Annotated in this window: 21 protein-coding genes; 10 read left to right on the forward strand and 11 right to left on the reverse strand. The window is 56.2% G+C overall.

The window, feature by feature from the left end; genetic code table 11:
• Positions 1 to 72 precede the first annotated feature (72 nt).
• The 3 genes from AC2FGB_RS00490 (at position 73) to AC2FGB_RS00500 (ending at position 1,294) form a co-directional block, all read left to right on the forward strand.
• Positions 73 to 462 (forward strand): helix-turn-helix domain-containing protein, encoded by a 390-nt coding sequence (locus tag AC2FGB_RS00490; protein WP_142632968.1) that lies wholly within the window; start codon positions 73 to 75, stop codon positions 460 to 462.
• Between the two features lie 32 nt (positions 463 to 494).
• Positions 495 to 719, forward strand: coding sequence for a succinate dehydrogenase assembly factor 2 (locus AC2FGB_RS00495; protein ID WP_281971861.1), 225 nt, complete (start codon positions 495 to 497; stop codon positions 717 to 719).
• Between the two features lie 77 nt (positions 720 to 796).
• A complete protein-coding gene (locus tag AC2FGB_RS00500; RefSeq protein WP_496688549.1) occupies positions 797 to 1,294 on the forward strand; it encodes a MarR family winged helix-turn-helix transcriptional regulator in 498 nt (165 codons plus the stop codon).
• On the opposite strand, the gene AC2FGB_RS00505 is transcribed toward AC2FGB_RS00500, so the two are convergent.
• From AC2FGB_RS00505 to AC2FGB_RS00515, 3 genes are read right to left on the reverse strand one after another with little or no spacing between them, the layout of a single operon-like run.
• On the reverse strand, positions 1,288 to 2,016 hold the full coding sequence (locus AC2FGB_RS00505; protein ID WP_496693369.1) for a DUF1194 domain-containing protein: 729 nt from the start codon (positions 2,014 to 2,016) through the stop codon (positions 1,288 to 1,290). The two genes, AC2FGB_RS00500 and AC2FGB_RS00505, sit on opposite strands and share 7 nt — an antisense overlap.
• The gene (locus AC2FGB_RS00510; protein WP_271947892.1) at positions 2,013 to 2,717 is read right to left on the reverse strand and encodes a DUF1194 domain-containing protein; all 705 of its coding nucleotides are present in this window, start codon (positions 2,715 to 2,717) and stop codon (positions 2,013 to 2,015) included. The genes AC2FGB_RS00505 and AC2FGB_RS00510 overlap by 4 nt, the downstream gene beginning before the upstream one ends.
• A complete protein-coding gene (locus AC2FGB_RS00515) occupies positions 2,714 to 3,142 on the reverse strand; it encodes a VOC family protein (RefSeq protein WP_142632976.1) in 429 nt (142 codons plus the stop codon). The genes AC2FGB_RS00510 and AC2FGB_RS00515 overlap by 4 nt, the downstream gene beginning before the upstream one ends.
• A 175-nt stretch (positions 3,143 to 3,317) precedes the next feature.
• Here AC2FGB_RS00515 and thyX point away from each other — a divergent pair, with 175 nt between their 5' ends.
• Positions 3,318 to 4,229: an FAD-dependent thymidylate synthase gene (gene thyX, locus AC2FGB_RS00520; protein ID WP_281971864.1), complete on the forward strand. Its 912-nt coding sequence runs from the start codon at positions 3,318 to 3,320 to the stop codon at positions 4,227 to 4,229.
• Positions 4,230 to 4,664: 435 nt separating this feature from the next.
• On the opposite strand, the gene AC2FGB_RS00525 is transcribed toward thyX, so the two are convergent.
• The gene (locus AC2FGB_RS00525) at positions 4,665 to 4,871 is read right to left on the reverse strand and encodes a cold-shock protein (RefSeq protein WP_142632979.1); all 207 of its coding nucleotides are present in this window, start codon (positions 4,869 to 4,871) and stop codon (positions 4,665 to 4,667) included.
• 216 nt (positions 4,872 to 5,087) lie between these two features.
• Between AC2FGB_RS00525 and AC2FGB_RS00530 the strand changes: the two genes are divergently transcribed.
• On the forward strand, positions 5,088 to 5,405 hold the full coding sequence (locus AC2FGB_RS00530) for an ArsC/Spx/MgsR family protein (RefSeq protein ID WP_281972388.1): 318 nt from the start codon (positions 5,088 to 5,090) through the stop codon (positions 5,403 to 5,405).
• Between the two features lie 41 nt (positions 5,406 to 5,446).
• Entirely contained in the window at positions 5,447 to 5,815 is a 369-nt protein-coding gene (locus AC2FGB_RS00535) for a hypothetical protein (protein ID WP_142632981.1), read from the forward strand.
• 1 nt (position 5,816) lies between these two features.
• On the opposite strand, the gene AC2FGB_RS00540 is transcribed toward AC2FGB_RS00535, so the two are convergent.
• From AC2FGB_RS00540 to thrS, 5 genes are all read right to left on the reverse strand, one after another.
• Positions 5,817 to 6,335, reverse strand: a complete 519-nt coding sequence (locus AC2FGB_RS00540; RefSeq protein ID WP_281971865.1) for a DoxX family membrane protein — start codon at positions 6,333 to 6,335, stop codon at positions 5,817 to 5,819.
• On the reverse strand, positions 6,332 to 7,093 hold the full coding sequence (locus AC2FGB_RS00545) for an HvfC/BufC family peptide modification chaperone (protein WP_496688542.1): 762 nt from the start codon (positions 7,091 to 7,093) through the stop codon (positions 6,332 to 6,334). Before AC2FGB_RS00545 ends, AC2FGB_RS00540 begins: the two co-directional genes overlap by 4 nt.
• Positions 7,090 to 7,947, reverse strand: a complete 858-nt coding sequence (bufB, locus tag AC2FGB_RS00550; protein ID WP_281971867.1) for an MNIO family bufferin maturase — start codon at positions 7,945 to 7,947, stop codon at positions 7,090 to 7,092. The genes AC2FGB_RS00545 and bufB overlap by 4 nt, the downstream gene beginning before the upstream one ends.
• Before the next feature lie 74 nt (positions 7,948 to 8,021).
• Positions 8,022 to 8,324, reverse strand: a complete 303-nt coding sequence (locus tag AC2FGB_RS00555; RefSeq protein WP_142632987.1) for a BufA1 family periplasmic bufferin-type metallophore — start codon at positions 8,322 to 8,324, stop codon at positions 8,022 to 8,024.
• A 221-nt stretch (positions 8,325 to 8,545) separates the two neighbouring features.
• Positions 8,546 to 10,504, reverse strand: coding sequence for a threonine--tRNA ligase (thrS, locus tag AC2FGB_RS00560; RefSeq protein ID WP_142632989.1), 1,959 nt, complete (start codon positions 10,502 to 10,504; stop codon positions 8,546 to 8,548).
• A 218-nt stretch (positions 10,505 to 10,722) separates the two neighbouring features.
• Between thrS and AC2FGB_RS00565 the strand changes: the two genes are divergently transcribed.
• The 4 genes from AC2FGB_RS00565 to AC2FGB_RS00580 all read left to right on the forward strand — a co-directional run bounded on the left by AC2FGB_RS00565 (position 10,723) and on the right by AC2FGB_RS00580 (position 13,896).
• The gene (locus tag AC2FGB_RS00565) at positions 10,723 to 11,472 is read left to right on the forward strand and encodes an alpha/beta fold hydrolase (protein WP_282027330.1); all 750 of its coding nucleotides are present in this window, start codon (positions 10,723 to 10,725) and stop codon (positions 11,470 to 11,472) included.
• Complete coding sequence (locus AC2FGB_RS00570; protein WP_496693370.1) at positions 11,472 to 12,452, forward strand: alpha/beta hydrolase; 981 nt, start codon at positions 11,472 to 11,474, stop codon at positions 12,450 to 12,452. Before AC2FGB_RS00565 ends, AC2FGB_RS00570 begins: the two co-directional genes overlap by 1 nt.
• A 28-nt stretch (positions 12,453 to 12,480) precedes the next feature.
• Positions 12,481 to 13,095 (forward strand): hypothetical protein, encoded by a 615-nt coding sequence (locus AC2FGB_RS00575; RefSeq protein ID WP_496693504.1) that lies wholly within the window; start codon positions 12,481 to 12,483, stop codon positions 13,093 to 13,095.
• Between the two features lie 84 nt (positions 13,096 to 13,179).
• Positions 13,180 to 13,896 (forward strand): alpha/beta fold hydrolase, encoded by a 717-nt coding sequence (locus AC2FGB_RS00580; RefSeq protein WP_496688537.1) that lies wholly within the window; start codon positions 13,180 to 13,182, stop codon positions 13,894 to 13,896.
• On the opposite strand, the gene AC2FGB_RS00585 is transcribed toward AC2FGB_RS00580, so the two are convergent.
• Positions 13,887 to 14,471 (reverse strand): DUF6151 family protein, encoded by a 585-nt coding sequence (locus AC2FGB_RS00585; RefSeq protein ID WP_496693371.1) that lies wholly within the window; start codon positions 14,469 to 14,471, stop codon positions 13,887 to 13,889. The genes AC2FGB_RS00580 and AC2FGB_RS00585 overlap by 10 nt on opposite strands.
• A 5-nt stretch (positions 14,472 to 14,476) precedes the next feature.
• Positions 14,477 to 15,748 (reverse strand): polyhydroxyalkanoate depolymerase, encoded by a 1,272-nt coding sequence (gene phaZ, locus AC2FGB_RS00590; RefSeq protein WP_496693372.1) that lies wholly within the window; start codon positions 15,746 to 15,748, stop codon positions 14,477 to 14,479.
• Positions 15,749 to 15,833: the final 85 nt, after the last annotated feature.

Genomic DNA, 15,833 nt, shown 5'->3' on the forward strand with positions numbered 1-15,833 from the left:
TTTAGCCTGACTGTCATAGGGTGCGCCTGAACGACGATCAAGCGATATAAAACAAGAGATTTGGAGACCCCGATGAACGACGAAAATGACTGGTACGGACCCGACGCGGCGACATTCGGAGACCGGCTGGCAGGGGCGCGTGAAGCAGCGGGGATGACGCAGGCACATCTGGCCCGCAGGCTGGGTGTCAAGAAGTCTACGATTGCCGCCTGGGAAAATGATCTGTCTGAGCCCCGGGCCAACCGACTGTCGATGATGGCAGGCATGATCAACGTTTCGATCATGTGGCTTCTCACCGGCGAGGGCGACGGGATGGACGCCCCTGTCGAGGCTGGAGAAAACGCACCTGACCTGGCCGGAATCGTATCCGAGCTTCGTTCAATCCGAGGCGAGATGCGCGCTAGCGCCGAGCGGGCTGCAAGGCTGGAGAAACGTGTGCGCATGATGCTGGAGGCGGAATAGTGGCCGAACCGCGCAATGTCAGGATCAAACGGATGAAAATGCGTTCCATGCGACGCGGCATCAAAGAGATGGATCTGATTCTGGCTGCCTATGCAGACCGCAATCTGGACTCCATGGATGCAACAGGGCTGGATGTTTACGACGCCCTGTTGCACGAGAATGATCAGGACCTGTATCAATGGGTCACCGGTCAGGTCCTGCCACCTGCCCAATTCTCGGACCTTGTTTCCGAAATCGCACAAACCTTTCAAAAATAAAGATTATCCAGCTTAACTGATTTTTCGGCTTTTCGCTTCATTCTGCCTGAAACTGCGCGAATGAATCGGAGGATCGTATGAGTTTGGAAATGCAGGTCTCCGCGCCGGGGGTCAAAGGCTTCATGACCAGCTATCTTGAGGCACTTGCTCTGGTCGAGCGGCTTCATCGTTTGTTGTTGGACGTCATCAAAGATGAGTTTGAACGGGTCGGAGTTCTTGAGATCAACGCGGTTCAAGCGTTGCTTTTGTTCAATATCGGAGATCATGAGGTTACCGCTGGTGAATTGAAAAGCCGCGGCTACTATCAAGGCAGCAATGTCAGCTACAACCTCAAGAAATTGGTCGAGATGGGGTATATGCACCATCAACGTTGCGAAATAGACCGCCGTTCGGTGCGTGTCCGGTTGACGCCACAGGGCCGGGAAATCCGCGATATCGTCTCCGAGCTGTTTTCGAGACATGCCGAAGGCCTACAATCGCGCGGCGTGCTTGGACTGGAAGGGATCGAAGACATTACCGGAGCATTGCGGCGGGTAGAACGGTATTGGACGGATCAGATCCGCTATATCTACTGATGCTTGGTCGGCCTCTGTCCCGCATCCGATAGGATCAGGCCTTCAAGTTCGCGGATCAGTTTACGGGTCATTGCTTCTTCGTAATCGTCAAAGCCCAGGGCAACCTCAACAAAGGCGCCGGGGCCAAGGATGACCCATGCTTTGAAATAGGCCAGCAGCTCTCCGACCTGAACATAGCGGGTGCTACCGATGTCAGGGTCGTCGGCACCGATGACCAGTCCATTGATCGTGATACCGTCGTCAGAGAGCGTCTGTTTCGCATTTCTTGGATGCAGGCCGATATTGTGCTTTCCGTCCCCCGACAGATCCAATGTCCGCTTCCAGCAATCGGGTTTCTGGCCCAAAAGTTCGGCACCGAACAGCATGGCGGACCCGACGGCGGTTCCTTGCGGAGCGCCGCTGCGTTTCACATGGTCGAGCAGGGTGGCTATGCGCTCCAGATCGAGGTCCGATTGTACTGCGGTCCAGCCCAATAACAGGCGTTGGTGGCCGGGTTCGCTCCACTCATAAATCGCGATGTGTACCGGGTTTGCTGTGTTTGAAAGAAAGAGTTGCTTAATCTCGGGCCTGCGCAAAGCACCTGCCAAGCCGCCAAGCTGTAACCGGTATTCCGAGCTGTCGACCGATCCCGACACATCCAGGCCCAAAGCCAAAGCATGGCGGCATTCTGATGCCGCAGAGGTGGCCGATATGCTGACTATCGTTGCAAGCGCACGTATCATCGCTGGCCGGGGCCCGACAATGCGCCGATCTGCATACCTTTTAGTTCGCGTTCAAGTTTGCGCCGCATGGCGCGTTCGAAATCCTGGAACCCGTCGGCGATTTCCAGGAACGCGCCGGGGCCGTACAGGACATTGTTTTCAAAAAAGGGAATCAGATACAGCTCGCCTTCGAAGTCGGCGGCATTAATGACCAGGCCATTCACAATCGTATTCTCAAAGGGAAAATGCCGATAGGCGGAATCCGGGCCATATCCATCGTTGTTCGAACCGTCACCTGACAGATCAATGGTTTGAAAAAGACATGTCGGGGCCTGCTGCATCAGCGTCGCCCCAAAGGCCAGCGCATACCCCATCGCCGTGGCCGAGTCGCTGTCTGATCGGACCGATTGCTGTATCGTGGTCGCTGCCACCAGCAAATCGGTCTGCGTGTTGATCATCGTCCAGCCCAGTATGATATGCTGAACGTCCCGGCCGCTCCATTCATAAACAGCCAGCGCGACCGGCATCGGCGAGGAAAAGAAGGCCTCGGTCACCTCGGGGGCAACCAACGCTGCGGCAAGGCCCTGCCTTTGCAGCGCGTCCTCTTCTGCGCTTACCGATGTTGAAATGTCCATTGCCAGCGCAAGCGCAAGGCGACAGGGCTCGGCCCGCAGAGGGCTGGCTAAAAAGGCTAGGCCCAGTGTGATCAACCAGCGGATCACCAGTGCCCGGTGCTTTCCATGCTGGCCCAGGGTTCGGCCGGTTCCAGCGCATCACCGTTTTGTAGCAACTCTACCGAGATATTGTCGGGTGACCTGACAAACGCCATTCGGCCGTCGCGCGGTGGCCGGTTGATCACGACTCCATTGTCCTGCAGGTGCTGGCAGGTTTCATAAATATTGTCGACTCCATAGGCGAGATGGCCGAAATGGCGGCTGTCGTTGGGCAGATCGTCATCCCCATCCCAGTTATAGGTCAACTCGATTGGTCGATCCTCTTGCCCAGCAGGAGCCATGAAGATCAGGGAAAACCGCCCCTGTTCGCTGTCATAGCGGCGCGTTTCCTTAAGGCCCAGCAACTTGTAAAACGCCATGGATTTGTCCAGGTCCTTCACGCGAACCATGGTGTGGAGGTAAGTGAGCCCCATTGCGGGTTCCTTTCTGTTCCGGTGATGCCCTGCACCTTAGCGCGCGTACATCACGTGTCGAGAGGCCGCACGGACACAATTCTGAAAATGCAAATGTGGGCGCACATATCGCGGTTCCTGTCTTTTGATTGGCGATATATAGTGGCAGGCGACTCATTGCTGGAAAGGAAATTTCATGCCGCTGTCCTCTGACCAACTGGCCGAGATCGAAGCGCAACGGGCGCAATCGCATCCAACACGCCGTGTTGTAGCTGCGGGGATGGAGGAACACCTGTACACGGCGCATCAGGTTCTGGACCACGGTTTTGTGCGCGTGATCGACTATATGGGTGATGACGCTGCGATTTGTCAGGCCGCACGCGTGTCCTATGGCAAGGGCACCAAATCAGTGCAAAATGACGAAGGGTTGATCCGCTATCTGATGCGGCACTGGCACTCGACCCCGTTTGAGATGTGCGAGATAAAGTTGCACGTCAAGTTACCGGTTTTTGTCGCGCGACAGTGGATTCGGCACCGGACAGCGAATGTGAATGAATATTCGGCGCGCTATTCGATTTTGGACCGTGAATTCTATATCCCGGCACCCGAGCACGTGTCCGCGCAGTCCGAGATCAACAATCAGGGTCGCGGCGATACGTTGCAGGGCGAAGAAGCCGCGCGCGTCCTTGAGATTTTGAAAGCTGACAGCGCGCGTTGTTATGACAATTACGAGGCGATGATGGGTCAGGACGGGCAGCAAGGGCTAGCGCGTGAACTGGCGCGGATGAACCTTCCGGCGAATATCTACACGCAATGGTACTGGAAGGTTGACCTGCACAACCTGTTCCACTTCCTGCGTCTGCGCGCGGATCCTCATGCCCAATACGAAATTCGTGTTTACGCCGATGCCATGTGCAAGATCGTCGCTGATTGGGTGCCGGCCGCCTATAAGGCGTTTGAAGATTACCGCCTGGGTGCGGTCAATCTTTCCGCGCAGATGGTCGACAGCCTGCGTCGGATGTTGGCCGGAGAGACGGTCACGCAGGAAAACTCGGGCATGACCGGGCGGGAATGGCGTGAGTTCGAGGCGATCATCAAGGAAAGTTGAGTGCGCTTGCGGTCTGTCTATACGGGGCGTCATGAAATGGTTGCGATCGTTTCATGACACTTTCAGTTTTGATCAAAACCGGTTGTCTGACCCTGTTCCTGCCTCGCGTGGCACAGGCCGAGTCCCCCCATCGTCGATGGTGATTTGCGAACCCACGGCTACATGCACCAAAAACTTGCGCTCCAGTTCACCTCTGACCGGGCAAGAGCCGGGATGTGCGATCCTGAACAACTGATGGAAGTGTGGACTAGATAATCCGGCAACTGGACGATAGTGGTCACCTGTGCGACCAGTACGTCCTGAATCGTGCCATGTGGAAAAATTGAACCACGCGCCCCGAAAGCAGCAGGGCGCGAGAATAGGCACATCACTTTCGATGGCCAACGGCCTGAAATTGGCCGTTGTCCTGATTTTCGTACCCGCAGTAACGGGATTTTACAGTGGCTTCAAATCTGAAGCCATTTGTCGGCCGTCACGTCCGTCTTCCAGTTCGTAAGCGACCTTCTGATTGTCAGCGAGTCCGGTAAGACCAGATCTTTCAACGGCCGAGATGTGAACAAATACGTCCTTGCCGCCTTCATCAGGGGCAATAAACCCATAGCCTTTGGTGGTATTGAACCATTTCACGGTGCCAGTTGGCATTTCCCGTGTCTCCTTCTACTTGCACGTTGTCCCACAAAATTGGTGGGGGTAGCGATTGACGTAACCGCAACACATCACCGTCTCGTCCACACGACACGGCCCGAATTACGTGTTTCGTCTTTTTCAACATTGCACGGTGAAGTAAAAAATCAAGAAATACCGGAATACACTGGCGAATTTGCCCATTATCAAGATCGAAACAGGAGCAGCCTGAAAATGCGCGTATATGGATTGAAGACTTGCGATACTTGCCGTAAGGCTTTGAAATTGCTTGAGGGTTCGGATTTTATCGATGTTCGCGCGCAAGGTGTGCCGGATGCGGTACTGGCGCAGGCCCTAAAACGTTTCGGCGAGGCTTTGCTCAATACCAGGTCGACAACGTGGCGCGGGTTGGATGCAGAGCAGCGCAAAAAAGAGCCGCTGGAACTCTTGCAGGAACACCCAACCTTAATGAAGCGACCGCTTGTTGAGAAAGACGGTGCACTTTATCTGGGCTGGACGGCTGAAACGCAGGCAGCCCTTGGCGTTGGCTGAGTGGGTACTTATGTGGTTGGTCGCAAGCTAGAGGGTTCTAAATGCGTAACGCAGCGATGATTTTAGGGGTAGTTGCCGGTCTGATCGGCATGTTGGTCGGGTTTGTTGGCTATGGATATGTCGAGTTGATCGACAGGTTTGGCGAAATCGACGGGATTGCCGAGCAGGTGGACAATGCGCAGTTGATCCGAACCGCGGCGATCCTTGCGCCTTTATTGGCTATTGCGGGCGGGGCGATGGCACATGCCCGCGCTCTGATTGGTGGCGTGTTGCTGCTGATTTCTGCGGCTGGGATGTATTATGCGTTCGGGTTCAATGTGTTCACCATGTTCCCGGTCGCCTTTGCCGCCGTGGCGGGTCTCCTTGGGCTGGCCGCGGGTAAACCGGACGAGCCCAAGGCACATTTCTGAGTTACTTCAGGCGCAGGATGCGATCGATCGAGATCGGGCCTGCGCCGTTTATCGCGATGACCAGAAACAGGAAAGTCCACATCACGCGCTGATCCATCAAAGTAAGTGCGTTGTCGAACAGGCCTCCCAGTTTGACGCCATGACCGGTCACGTCGACAATGGTCTGGACCCAAACAAACCCAATCATCCCAAGGGCTGCCACCCGGGTCAGCAGGCCGATCAGCAACAAGGCTGGCAGGACAAATTCGGCGGCTGTTCCCAGAAAGATTACGACGCGTTGGAAAAAAGTCATCTGGGTTACGTCATAAAGTACGGCCTCTGCCGCTTTGGGGAAAATCTGCCCAAACGCCCCCGCTGACGGAGAGAAAATCGATCCGTCGATTTTCAGGGTGGCTGAGTTCCAGTAGTAGACAAGCAACACGGCAACAAAGACAAGACGCGCCAGGGTTGGTGTCAGCCAGTTGGCCGAGCTGTCGATCCGTCCCAGGACGTTGTTATGAAGAGAGATCAGGGCAGTCATGTTGCCAGCCTTTCAATAGTCACAGAAGTGATAGCGCCGCCCTGTAACAGCAGCGCCAGAGTGGCCCCAAGATCAAAATCCGGGGTGGTTTCGGTAGTGTTTTCAAATGCCTGCCCGATTGTGTTTCCGGCCTGCATAGCGGCGATCCAACCCGCCCCGCCTTGCGGCAGGGCCTGAGGAACAGGATCATATTCGCGGCGCGTGATCAGGGTATCTTCAGCACCAGCTTGGGGTTTCGGTGCGCCGTCTTCGGTATTGAACCGCCATATCGAAAAGATGGGCCAGTCCGAGCGCAAGATCTGCATCGAAGGTGCGAATTCCAATCGGGCCCGGAAAAGATCTTCGGGTGGCACGGCTAATGCGTCGTCCGGCGCTGGCACGCTGTCCTCCGCGTGGTAAGATCGGCGAAGGGCCAGTTCCAGTCGCGCCACATCGGGCAGGTACCCGATATGCGACAGCTGATCCATCCCGGCCAGGAAATCCGGAAACGCTTCGCCATAGAACATCATCAACGGCGAGGTTGGTGGGTGGCTGCGCAGAAAAAGCCCGGCCAACCCGTCCATGTTTTGCGAACCCAGCAACTTGGCGATAACCGGGAAGGCCTGATGCATGGCTTCGGTCAGCGAAACGGCAACATTGTTGCGATAAACACTGAAACGCCGTCCCGCCGGCTGATCCGACGCGTCTACAAGGCCCTCAGGCACCGACATGGCTGGATCCAGCAAAGCCAGATGAAACTCTTCTTGCGACACGCTCATGCTGGAATGCGGTCCAGTGCCGCTTGGGCGCGATCGGCTTCGGCACGCAAGACAGGCCAATCAGGGACGTCGGTATCCCATTCCACCAGAACAGGTTTTGGTCCCGATTGTTCAAGCACATAATTCAGAAGAGCCCAAACCGGATCAACCACTTCTCGCCCGTGGCTATCGATCAACAAGGGAAGCCCGTGGTCGTCTTCATCCTCATCATGCCCGCCAAGGTGGATCTCACCAACCTTGTCCAGCGGATAGGCGTCGATATAGCTCTGCGGTGAGAAGTCGAGATTTGTCGCCGATACGAAAACGTTATTCACATCCAGCAAGAGCCCGCATCCGGTGCGGCCCGAAATTTCGCGCAGGAAGTCGGGTTCGGACCACGTGCTTTCATCAAATGCTAGATAGCTTGACGGGTTTTCAAGTAGCATCTGTCGCCCAACGACATTCTGAACTTGGTCGATATGATCGCAAATCCGTGCAAGGGTTGCGTCGGTATAGGGCAGGGGCAACAGATCATTCAGGAAGTGACTGTCATGTGTCGACCAGGCCAGATGTTCGGAAAAGCTGGCGGGGTTGAGCCAGCCGACGAGGTGTTTCAAACGGGCCAGGTGGTCGGTATCCAGCGGGCCTTCACTGCCGATGGACAGGCCAACGCCGTGGACGGAAATCGGGAAGTGTTCCGACAAGTGCCGCAGCTGTGCCAGCGGGCGGCCACCATCGCCCATGTAATTCTCGGCGTGGATTTCCAGCCATGCGACCGGTTGCGGGTGATCCAGAATCTGCTGGAAATGCTGAGGCTTATAGCCGACGCCTGGTGCCGCAGGCAGCCTGTTCGATCGGATTGTGCTGTCCAGCATCTGGTAACCTCGCGGTCTTGAAAAAAGAGGCGGGCGATACTTGCCCGCCCCTCAGATTTGGCAAAAACTCAGGCTTATGCCGGCAGGTCGCGCTCCAGCGGCTCGAGCGATCCCTTGCGGGCAGCGCCGTCAGCTGACTGAGGCAGGTCGATATCGGCGCAGGTGCCGGCATCTACCAGCGTCCAGGCATTGCCCTGATAATCAACAGTCGAGGTGCCCGCGCACGTGGTGCCAGGACCGGCGGCACAATCGTTCTGACCGGCCAGAGAAACGCCATAGCACTTTTCTTTGGCTTGTGCGGATGCAGTTGTGGCCATGCCTGAAACGGCTGCGGCTACGGCGCTAGCGATGACAAGGGATTTAGCGGTGTTCGACATCTCGGTTATCCTTTTGATGACTGCGTATGTCTGTGTTCGACAATGACAAAGGTAATGGGTTGCAGGTCACAGTTGAATTCACGAGCCTGTGTCTCACGAGCCCGTCAATGACTGTCATGACATCTTGCAAACTAATAGTTTGTTTTAGAAGAGATAAAACGCAAATGTTTCAATCCGGCCCCTCAGAGAGGGCCGGATTTTGTGCAATTTGCCGCTGATTGTTACAGCAGGTCGGGCGGCGTAGCGGCCCGCGACAGTTCATTTGTTACAGCTTCAAGCGGCTGCACTTGTGTCTGTTTCTCACCAAGACGACGGACACTGACTGTGCGGTCCTCAACTTCACGGTGACCGACGGCCAGAATGACCGGAACTTTGCCGACCGAGTGTTCACGAACCTTATAGTTGATCTTTTCGTTGCGGATATCCGCCTCGGCTCGGACACCTGCGGCCTTGAGTGTCTCAACCACTTCCTGCACGTAACCGTCAGCCTCGGAGGTGATCGAAGCGACCACGACCTGACGCGGGGCCAGCCAGAAGGGCAATTTGCCCGCGTGTTCTTCGATCAGGATGCCGATGAACCGTTCGAACGAACCCAGCGTTGCACGATGCAGCATGAAGGGGCGGTGCTTCGATCCGTCCGCGCCAATGAAATTGGCGTCCAGCCGCTCGGGCAGGTTGGGGTCCACCTGAAGGGTGCCGCATTGCCAAGTACGGCCGATCGCGTCGGTCAGGGTGAATTCAAGCTTGGGTCCGTAGAAGGCGCCTTCGCCTTCGAGAAGCTCATAGTCGTATCCTGCGGCCTTGCAGGCGTCACCCAGGGCTTTTTCGACCAGATCCCAGCTTTCATCCGACCCGATGCGTTTTTCCGGGCGCGTCGAGAGCTTGATGGTCCAATCATGGAAACCGAGATCGGCATAGACCTTCGACAGAAACGCGATGAATTTTGCGGTTTCAGATTCGATCTGATCTTCGGCGCAGAAAATATGCCCATCGTCCTGGGTAAAGCCGCGCACCCGCATGATACCATGCAGCGCGCCAGAGGGTTCGTACCGCGCGCAAGACCCGAACTCGGCCATGCGCAGAGGCAGATCGCGATAGGATTTCAGACCCTGATTGAACACCTGCACGTGGCAGGGACAATTCATCGGCTTCAGGGCGTTCACGGCCTTTTCACGGGCATGTTCCTCGTCGACTTCGACGATGAACATGTTTTCCTGATACTTGTCCCAGTGGCCCGAGGCTTCCCACAATTTGCGGTCAACAACCTGCGGTGTGTTGACTTCGACATAGCCGTCACGTTCCTGCATGCGGCGCATATAGTCCTGCAGGGTGGTATAGATCTTCCAGCCATTCGGATGCCAGAAGATCTGGCCCGGAGCCTCTTCCTGCATGTGGAACAGGTTCATTTCGCGGCCCAGCTTGCGGTGGTCACGCTTGGCAGCCTCTTCCAGCATGTGCAGGTGCGCTTTCAGCTTTTCCTTGCCGGTAAAAGCCACGCCATAGATGCGTTGCAGCATCGCACGGTCGCTGTCACCGCGCCAATAGGCGCCGGCGATGGACATCAGCTTGAACGCATCGCCCGGAACCTGGCCGGTATGCTGAAGATGCGGGCCACGGCACAGGTCCTGCCAGTCGCCATGCCAGTACATGCGCAATGGCTCGTCGCCCGGTATGGCGTCGATCAGTTCGACCTTATAGGGCTCGTTGTTTTCGGTGTAGAAATCAATCGCGCGCTGACGGTCCCAGACCTCGGTGGTCACGGTGTCGCGTTTGTTGATGATTTCCTTCATCTTTTTCTCAATCGCGCCGAGGTCTTCGGGCGTAAATGGCTCGGCCCGGTCGAAATCGTAGTACCAGCCGTTTTCGATGACGGGGCCGATGGTGACTTTGGTATCGGGCCAGATCTCCTGCACGGCGCGGGCCATGATATGAGCCAGGTCGTGGCGGATCAGTTCGTTTGCCTGATCTTCATCTTTCATGGTGTGCAGGGCGATTTCGGCATCAGATTCAATGGGCCATTGCAGATCCCAATGCTGGCCATTCACCGTGGCTGAGATGGCCTTTTTGGCCAGTGAGGTCGAGATGTCGGCGGCCACCTGCGCAGGGGTTACACCCACGTCATAGGATCGTGCATTGCCGTCAGGAAAAGTGAGAGAGATTGACTGTGCGTCCAAGGCCATGGCTGGCTCTCCTCGTCGGTTTGGCGCCCACTGAACGCCCGGTTGCGGGTTATGTTGTGTTCGCTTCATTTGTCAGGTGGGGGTGAACCTGTCAAGGGCCGGCGCGAGGGGCCGGCCCCTCGCGCTCCCAGAGGTATTTTTGGCCAGATGAAGGGGGATCTGGGAATTGCACTTGGGGGTGGGGCGTGCATGATATCGGAAAAAGAAAAGAGGGTGTCATGGCAGCGACGAATTTTCTGGAAACGGCGCAGGGACGGCGGCTGGCCTATCACAAAAGCGAGGGCACCGGGCCGACCATCGTGTTTCTGGGCGGGCTCAAATCCGATATGGAAGGCACCAAGGCGGTGCATTTGGAGGCCTGGGCGAAGGGGCGTGGCCATTCATTTCTGCGGTTCGACTATTCAGGTCACGGTGAAAGCGGGGGCAAGTTCGAAGAAGGATGCATTGGTGACTGGCATGAGGATACGCTGGCCGCGATCACGGAATTGACGGATGGGCCGCTGATTGTTGTCGGCTCGTCCATGGGGGGGTGGCAGGCGCTGCTGTTGGCCAAAGCGCTGCCAGATCGGATTCAGGGAATGGTGACCATCGCTGCTGCGCCGGATTTTACCGAGGACGGGTATTGGGCTTCATTCTCGAAAAACCAGAAACAGGCACTGGAAACTGTTGGCCATGTCGAGCTGCCTTCGGACTATATGGAGCCTTACATCGTGACCAAACGGATGATCGAAGATGGTCGCCAACATTTGGTCCTGCGCAAGCCTCTGCATATGCCTTTTCCCGTGCGGTTTTTGCAAGGTACCGAAGACACAGCGGTTTCAATCGGAACAGCAGTGCGCCTGATTGAACATGCGTTCGGGCCCGATATGCGCCTGTCATTGATCAAGCACGCCGATCATCGCTTTTCGGATGGCCCATGCCTTGGGTTGATCGAACAAGCCGTTCTCGATGTGATGGCAGCCCAATAATGCGGATATTGGGTCGCGTTTTTCTGACATTGATCGTTGCGTTTGGCCTGATCTATTGGTTTGGCCCGCGTGAGAAGGTTGATCTGGCCCCAACATTTGACGCGCGCAAATTCGGTGAAGGGGTGCAGGTCTATTTCGAAAGTGTGGAATCTGCATTCGCCGACATCATTCCGGGGGTCGAAAAGCGAGTTATTTGGCAAGAGGGCTATAAAGAGCAGCGAACACCTGTTTCGATTCTATATCTGCACGGGTTTTCTGCATCATCCGAAGAGATCCGACCGGTTCCCGATCTGCTCGCCGAAACGTTGGGCGCCAATCTGGTCTACACGCGGCTGCAGGGTCATGGTCGCGGGGGGGATGCAATGGGTGAGGCGACGGCCTCGGGTTGGATGCAGGATCTTGCCGAAGGGCTGGCTGCTGCACGGGCGGTTGGGGAAAAGGTCGTGGTGATTTCGACATCAACCGGCGGCACGTTGGCAGCTGCGGCCGCACTGAATGAAGAGCTGAGCCAAAACGTTGCGGGGATCGTATTTGTTTCTCCGAATTTCGGCGTTAAAGCGGCCGGCGCATGGATACCCGGATTGCCTTGGGCGCGCATCTGGTTGCCCCTGATTATGGGTGAAACCCGGGGCGTCGCAGGGGTGAACCCGGAAATGAACAAATTCTGGTCGGCGGTCTACCCTTGGCAGGCCGTGGTGCCGATGACAGTGCTGGTGGATGTGGTCTATGCGCTGGATTTTTCAGACGCAAGGGTTCCCGCGTTGTTCTGGTTCTCGAATGAAGATCAGGTCGTGCGTGCCGACCTGACCCACGAGATTGCCAAAGCATGGGGCGCCCCTGCGTCGGTTGTGCTGGTAACAATGGGGCCCGGGGACGATCCTAATTCCCATGTGATCGCCGGGCGGTTGATGTCTCCGGGGCAGACCGACGATGTGGTGGCTGGTATTCTGAGATGGCTGAATACCTTGGGGATCGAGTGAGGAAGAAACAATGCGTAGACCAGGCAGTATGTGGAGCCTTGAAACCCTCGGTCGTGTGCGTCTGTCCTGTCATTTTTTCATGCGCGATTTTCTGTATTCGGAAATAGGCAATTTTCACGAAAAGCAGAATTTTCCTGACGATCCCGACCTTGCCATCGAAACCGGAAAGGCGCTTTGCGAAACCCTGCTGGACCCGCTTGAGGAGACCTTTGGCCGGATTGCCGTACGATCCGGCTATCGCTCGGCATCATTGAACCGTTTCGGTAATGAAAACCGGCTGAATTGCGCGCGAAATGATAACCCGCTGGAATGTCACATCTGGGATCGCGCGGTGGGTGATGATCGGATTGCCGGTGCATCGATCGTGATCCCATGGTTTGCGGATCAATATGAGGCGGGGCGGGATTGGCGGGATTTGGCGTGGTGGATGCACGACCATCTGGAATATTCCGAAATCTGGTTCTTTCCAAAACTCTGTGCTTTCAATCTGGTCTGGAGGCCTGTGCCTCATAAGCGCATCGACAGCTATATCGCGCCGCGGGGCTGCCTTCTGCGCCCAGGAGGCACGCCTGGCGAGGGTGAACTTGAGCGGCAAAGACGATATGCGGACTTCCCCGCTTTTCGCGGTATCCGCTACCCCTGAACTTTAACTTGCCGAACCATACAAAACCTCTCATCCTGAAACTAATGACGACGATTTGAGTGACTTTTCCAAAGGAGGCGTTGTTTGATCGAGCCGTTGGTTCTTTTGCCCGGTTTGATGTGTGATGCGCGGGTATTTGAGCATCAGATGCGCGCCCTGTCACGTGATCGCGCCGTGACGGTCGCTTCGGTTTCGACTGCTGAACGGATTGAAGAGATCGCGCGGGGCCTATTGGTTCAGTTGCCACAACGCTTTGCATTGGCGGGCCTAAGCCTGGGCGCCGTAGTCGCTTTGGAAATTGTCCGATATGCACCCGAGAGGGTGTCGCGCTTGTGTCTGATGGCTTCGGATGCGCATTCGGAATCGCCCCAGACCGCAGCCGCGCGGGAGGAGCTGTTGGTCGCCGCCAAGATGGGTCGGTTAGAGGAAGTGATGCGTCGGCTGATTGGATCGGATTCGCTGGCCCCGGGGCCTCGACGTATTCCCATTCTTGCTGATGTCATCTCGATGGCGTTGGATTTGGGCCCGCAGGTGTTCGAGCGTCAGATTCGTGCGCTGCAGCGTCGCCCGGATCAGCAGGGCAACCTGCACCGGATCACGGCCCCGACTTTGGTGCTATGTGGGGCGCATGACACGGTTGTTCCGGTGCGAAGGCATGCGTTCATGGCGGACCTGATCCCAAATGCAGAACTGCACGTCATCAAGGATGCAGGACATTTGCCTACGTTGGAATCGCCTGAAAATGTCACCGAGGCGCTGAAGACCTGGCTCAGCGTGAAGCCTGCGCTGGATTACGCGTAGAGCGCTTTACGCTGTTCTTTGCTGAGAATGACCGGGGTTGAGATCGTCTGGCCCGTATTCTGATCAAAGAACGGGGTGTCCCTCCAGCTGCCAGAAAGCCGGGATTTTAGTACCCGCGTAACAATCCCGGAGACAGCGTAACCCAGTCGCTTGTGTTTGTGTTTTCCATCGGCCTGGGGAATGAACCCTTGGGTCGTAACCGGCCCTAAACAGTCCGGGTCGGAAACTCGTTTCACATCAAAGCCCGCAAACGGAAATTTTGGAGTATTTGATGTCGTCGCCAGCGGCGCATTGCAGCAGCTGGCATACCAGCGCAGCATCCCCTTGGGGCCAAGGCGCATCGCGGCCAGGTGTTCGATGCCGCCGTCGATCCTTATTTCTTCAGGGGCCATTTGGAAAATCTCCACCGGTTCCGGCGCAGGGTCCGGTTGCCCGAAATATATCTGCGCGGCCCGGCAATCACGGCAAAAGCAGACTACATGCGTTCCGTACTGAACGCCTCTGGCTGTAATGCTGCCAAAGAGTTTTCCACAGTTGCAGGCGAAAGCCGTCTGTTTGGCGACTTTCTTTCCCATCGGCGTTAGGCCACTTTGTTGCGGTTGGCCGCTTTGCGCGAGGGTTTGCGGGCGTTGGCGTTCATAAATTCGATCACCAATGGGCGGATATTGTCGCGCCAGCTACGGCCGGCGAAGATGCCATAGTGACCTGCGCCAGGTTCGACATGGCTGGCTTTTTTCGAGTCCGGCAGCCCTGTACACAGCTCGAGCGCAGCAATGCACTGGCCAGGGGCCGAGATGTCGTCATTCGCACCTTCGACTGTTTTGACTGCAACGTTTGTAATTTTGCCGATATCCACCTTGTGCCCCGCAACAACAAACTCGTTGCGCGCGATTTCGCGGTTTTTGAAGACGCGTTCGACGGTCGAAAGGTAGAACTCGGCGGTCATGTCCATGACGGCGAGATATTCATCATAGAATCTGTTATGGGCATCGTGATCCGAAGCCTCGTCCCGCATAACCCTCTGGATCTGCTCGGAAAACGCCTGAGAATGCCGGTCCGAATTCATCGACATGAACGAGGCCAACTGCAGCAGGCCGGGATACACCATGCGCCCGACGCCCTTATACTTGAAGCCGACGCGCTGAATCATGGTTTCTTCCAGCTGCCCCATTGTCACGCGACGGCCAAAATCGGTCACGTCGGTAGGTGTGGCATCCGGGTCAACAGGTCCGCCGATCAATGTCAGCGTACTGGGTTGGGCTTTGGGTTCGACCTCGGCCAGATAGGCTGTGGCGGCCAGAGTCAGCGGCGCCGGTTGGCAGACGGCTACAACGTGGGTGTCCGGTCCCAATTCTTTCATGAAATCGACAAGGTAAAGTGTATAATCCTCTACATCAAACTTACCTTCGGACACGGGGATATCGCGCGCATTATGCCAGTCAGTGATATAAACTTCGCAATTCACCAAGAGGCTTTTTACGGTGGACCGAAGCAAAGTGGCGTAATGTCCAGACATCGGGGCGACCAACAGCACCTTGCGGGGCTGTTCAGCGCGGCCATTGACACGTATATGTATCAAATCACCAAAAGGGCGTTCGATCACCGGGGCAATATCGACCAGATGATCCTTGCCGTCTTCGCAAGTGAATGTACGGATTCCCCAGTCGGGTTTTACAACCATGCGCTGGAACGTCCGCTCAGTCACCTCGCCCCAGGCGGCCATCATGCTGAACGCAGGGTTGGGCACCATCGAAAACAGCGGATAAGAAGCTATGGCACTTGCCGTAGCACCCATCCACTGATTGGTGTTGCGCATCGTTTCCATCAGATCGTAGGTCATCATGTAGCGCATGAAATGGGCCTCCTGAGTGTCAGCCTGATAATTCGGACCATTCGTCGCTTTGCCCCCCGACGCCCACGACGTTATTCTGCATAGC

This window comes from Ruegeria sp. CDSC021 (assembly GCF_059610845.1).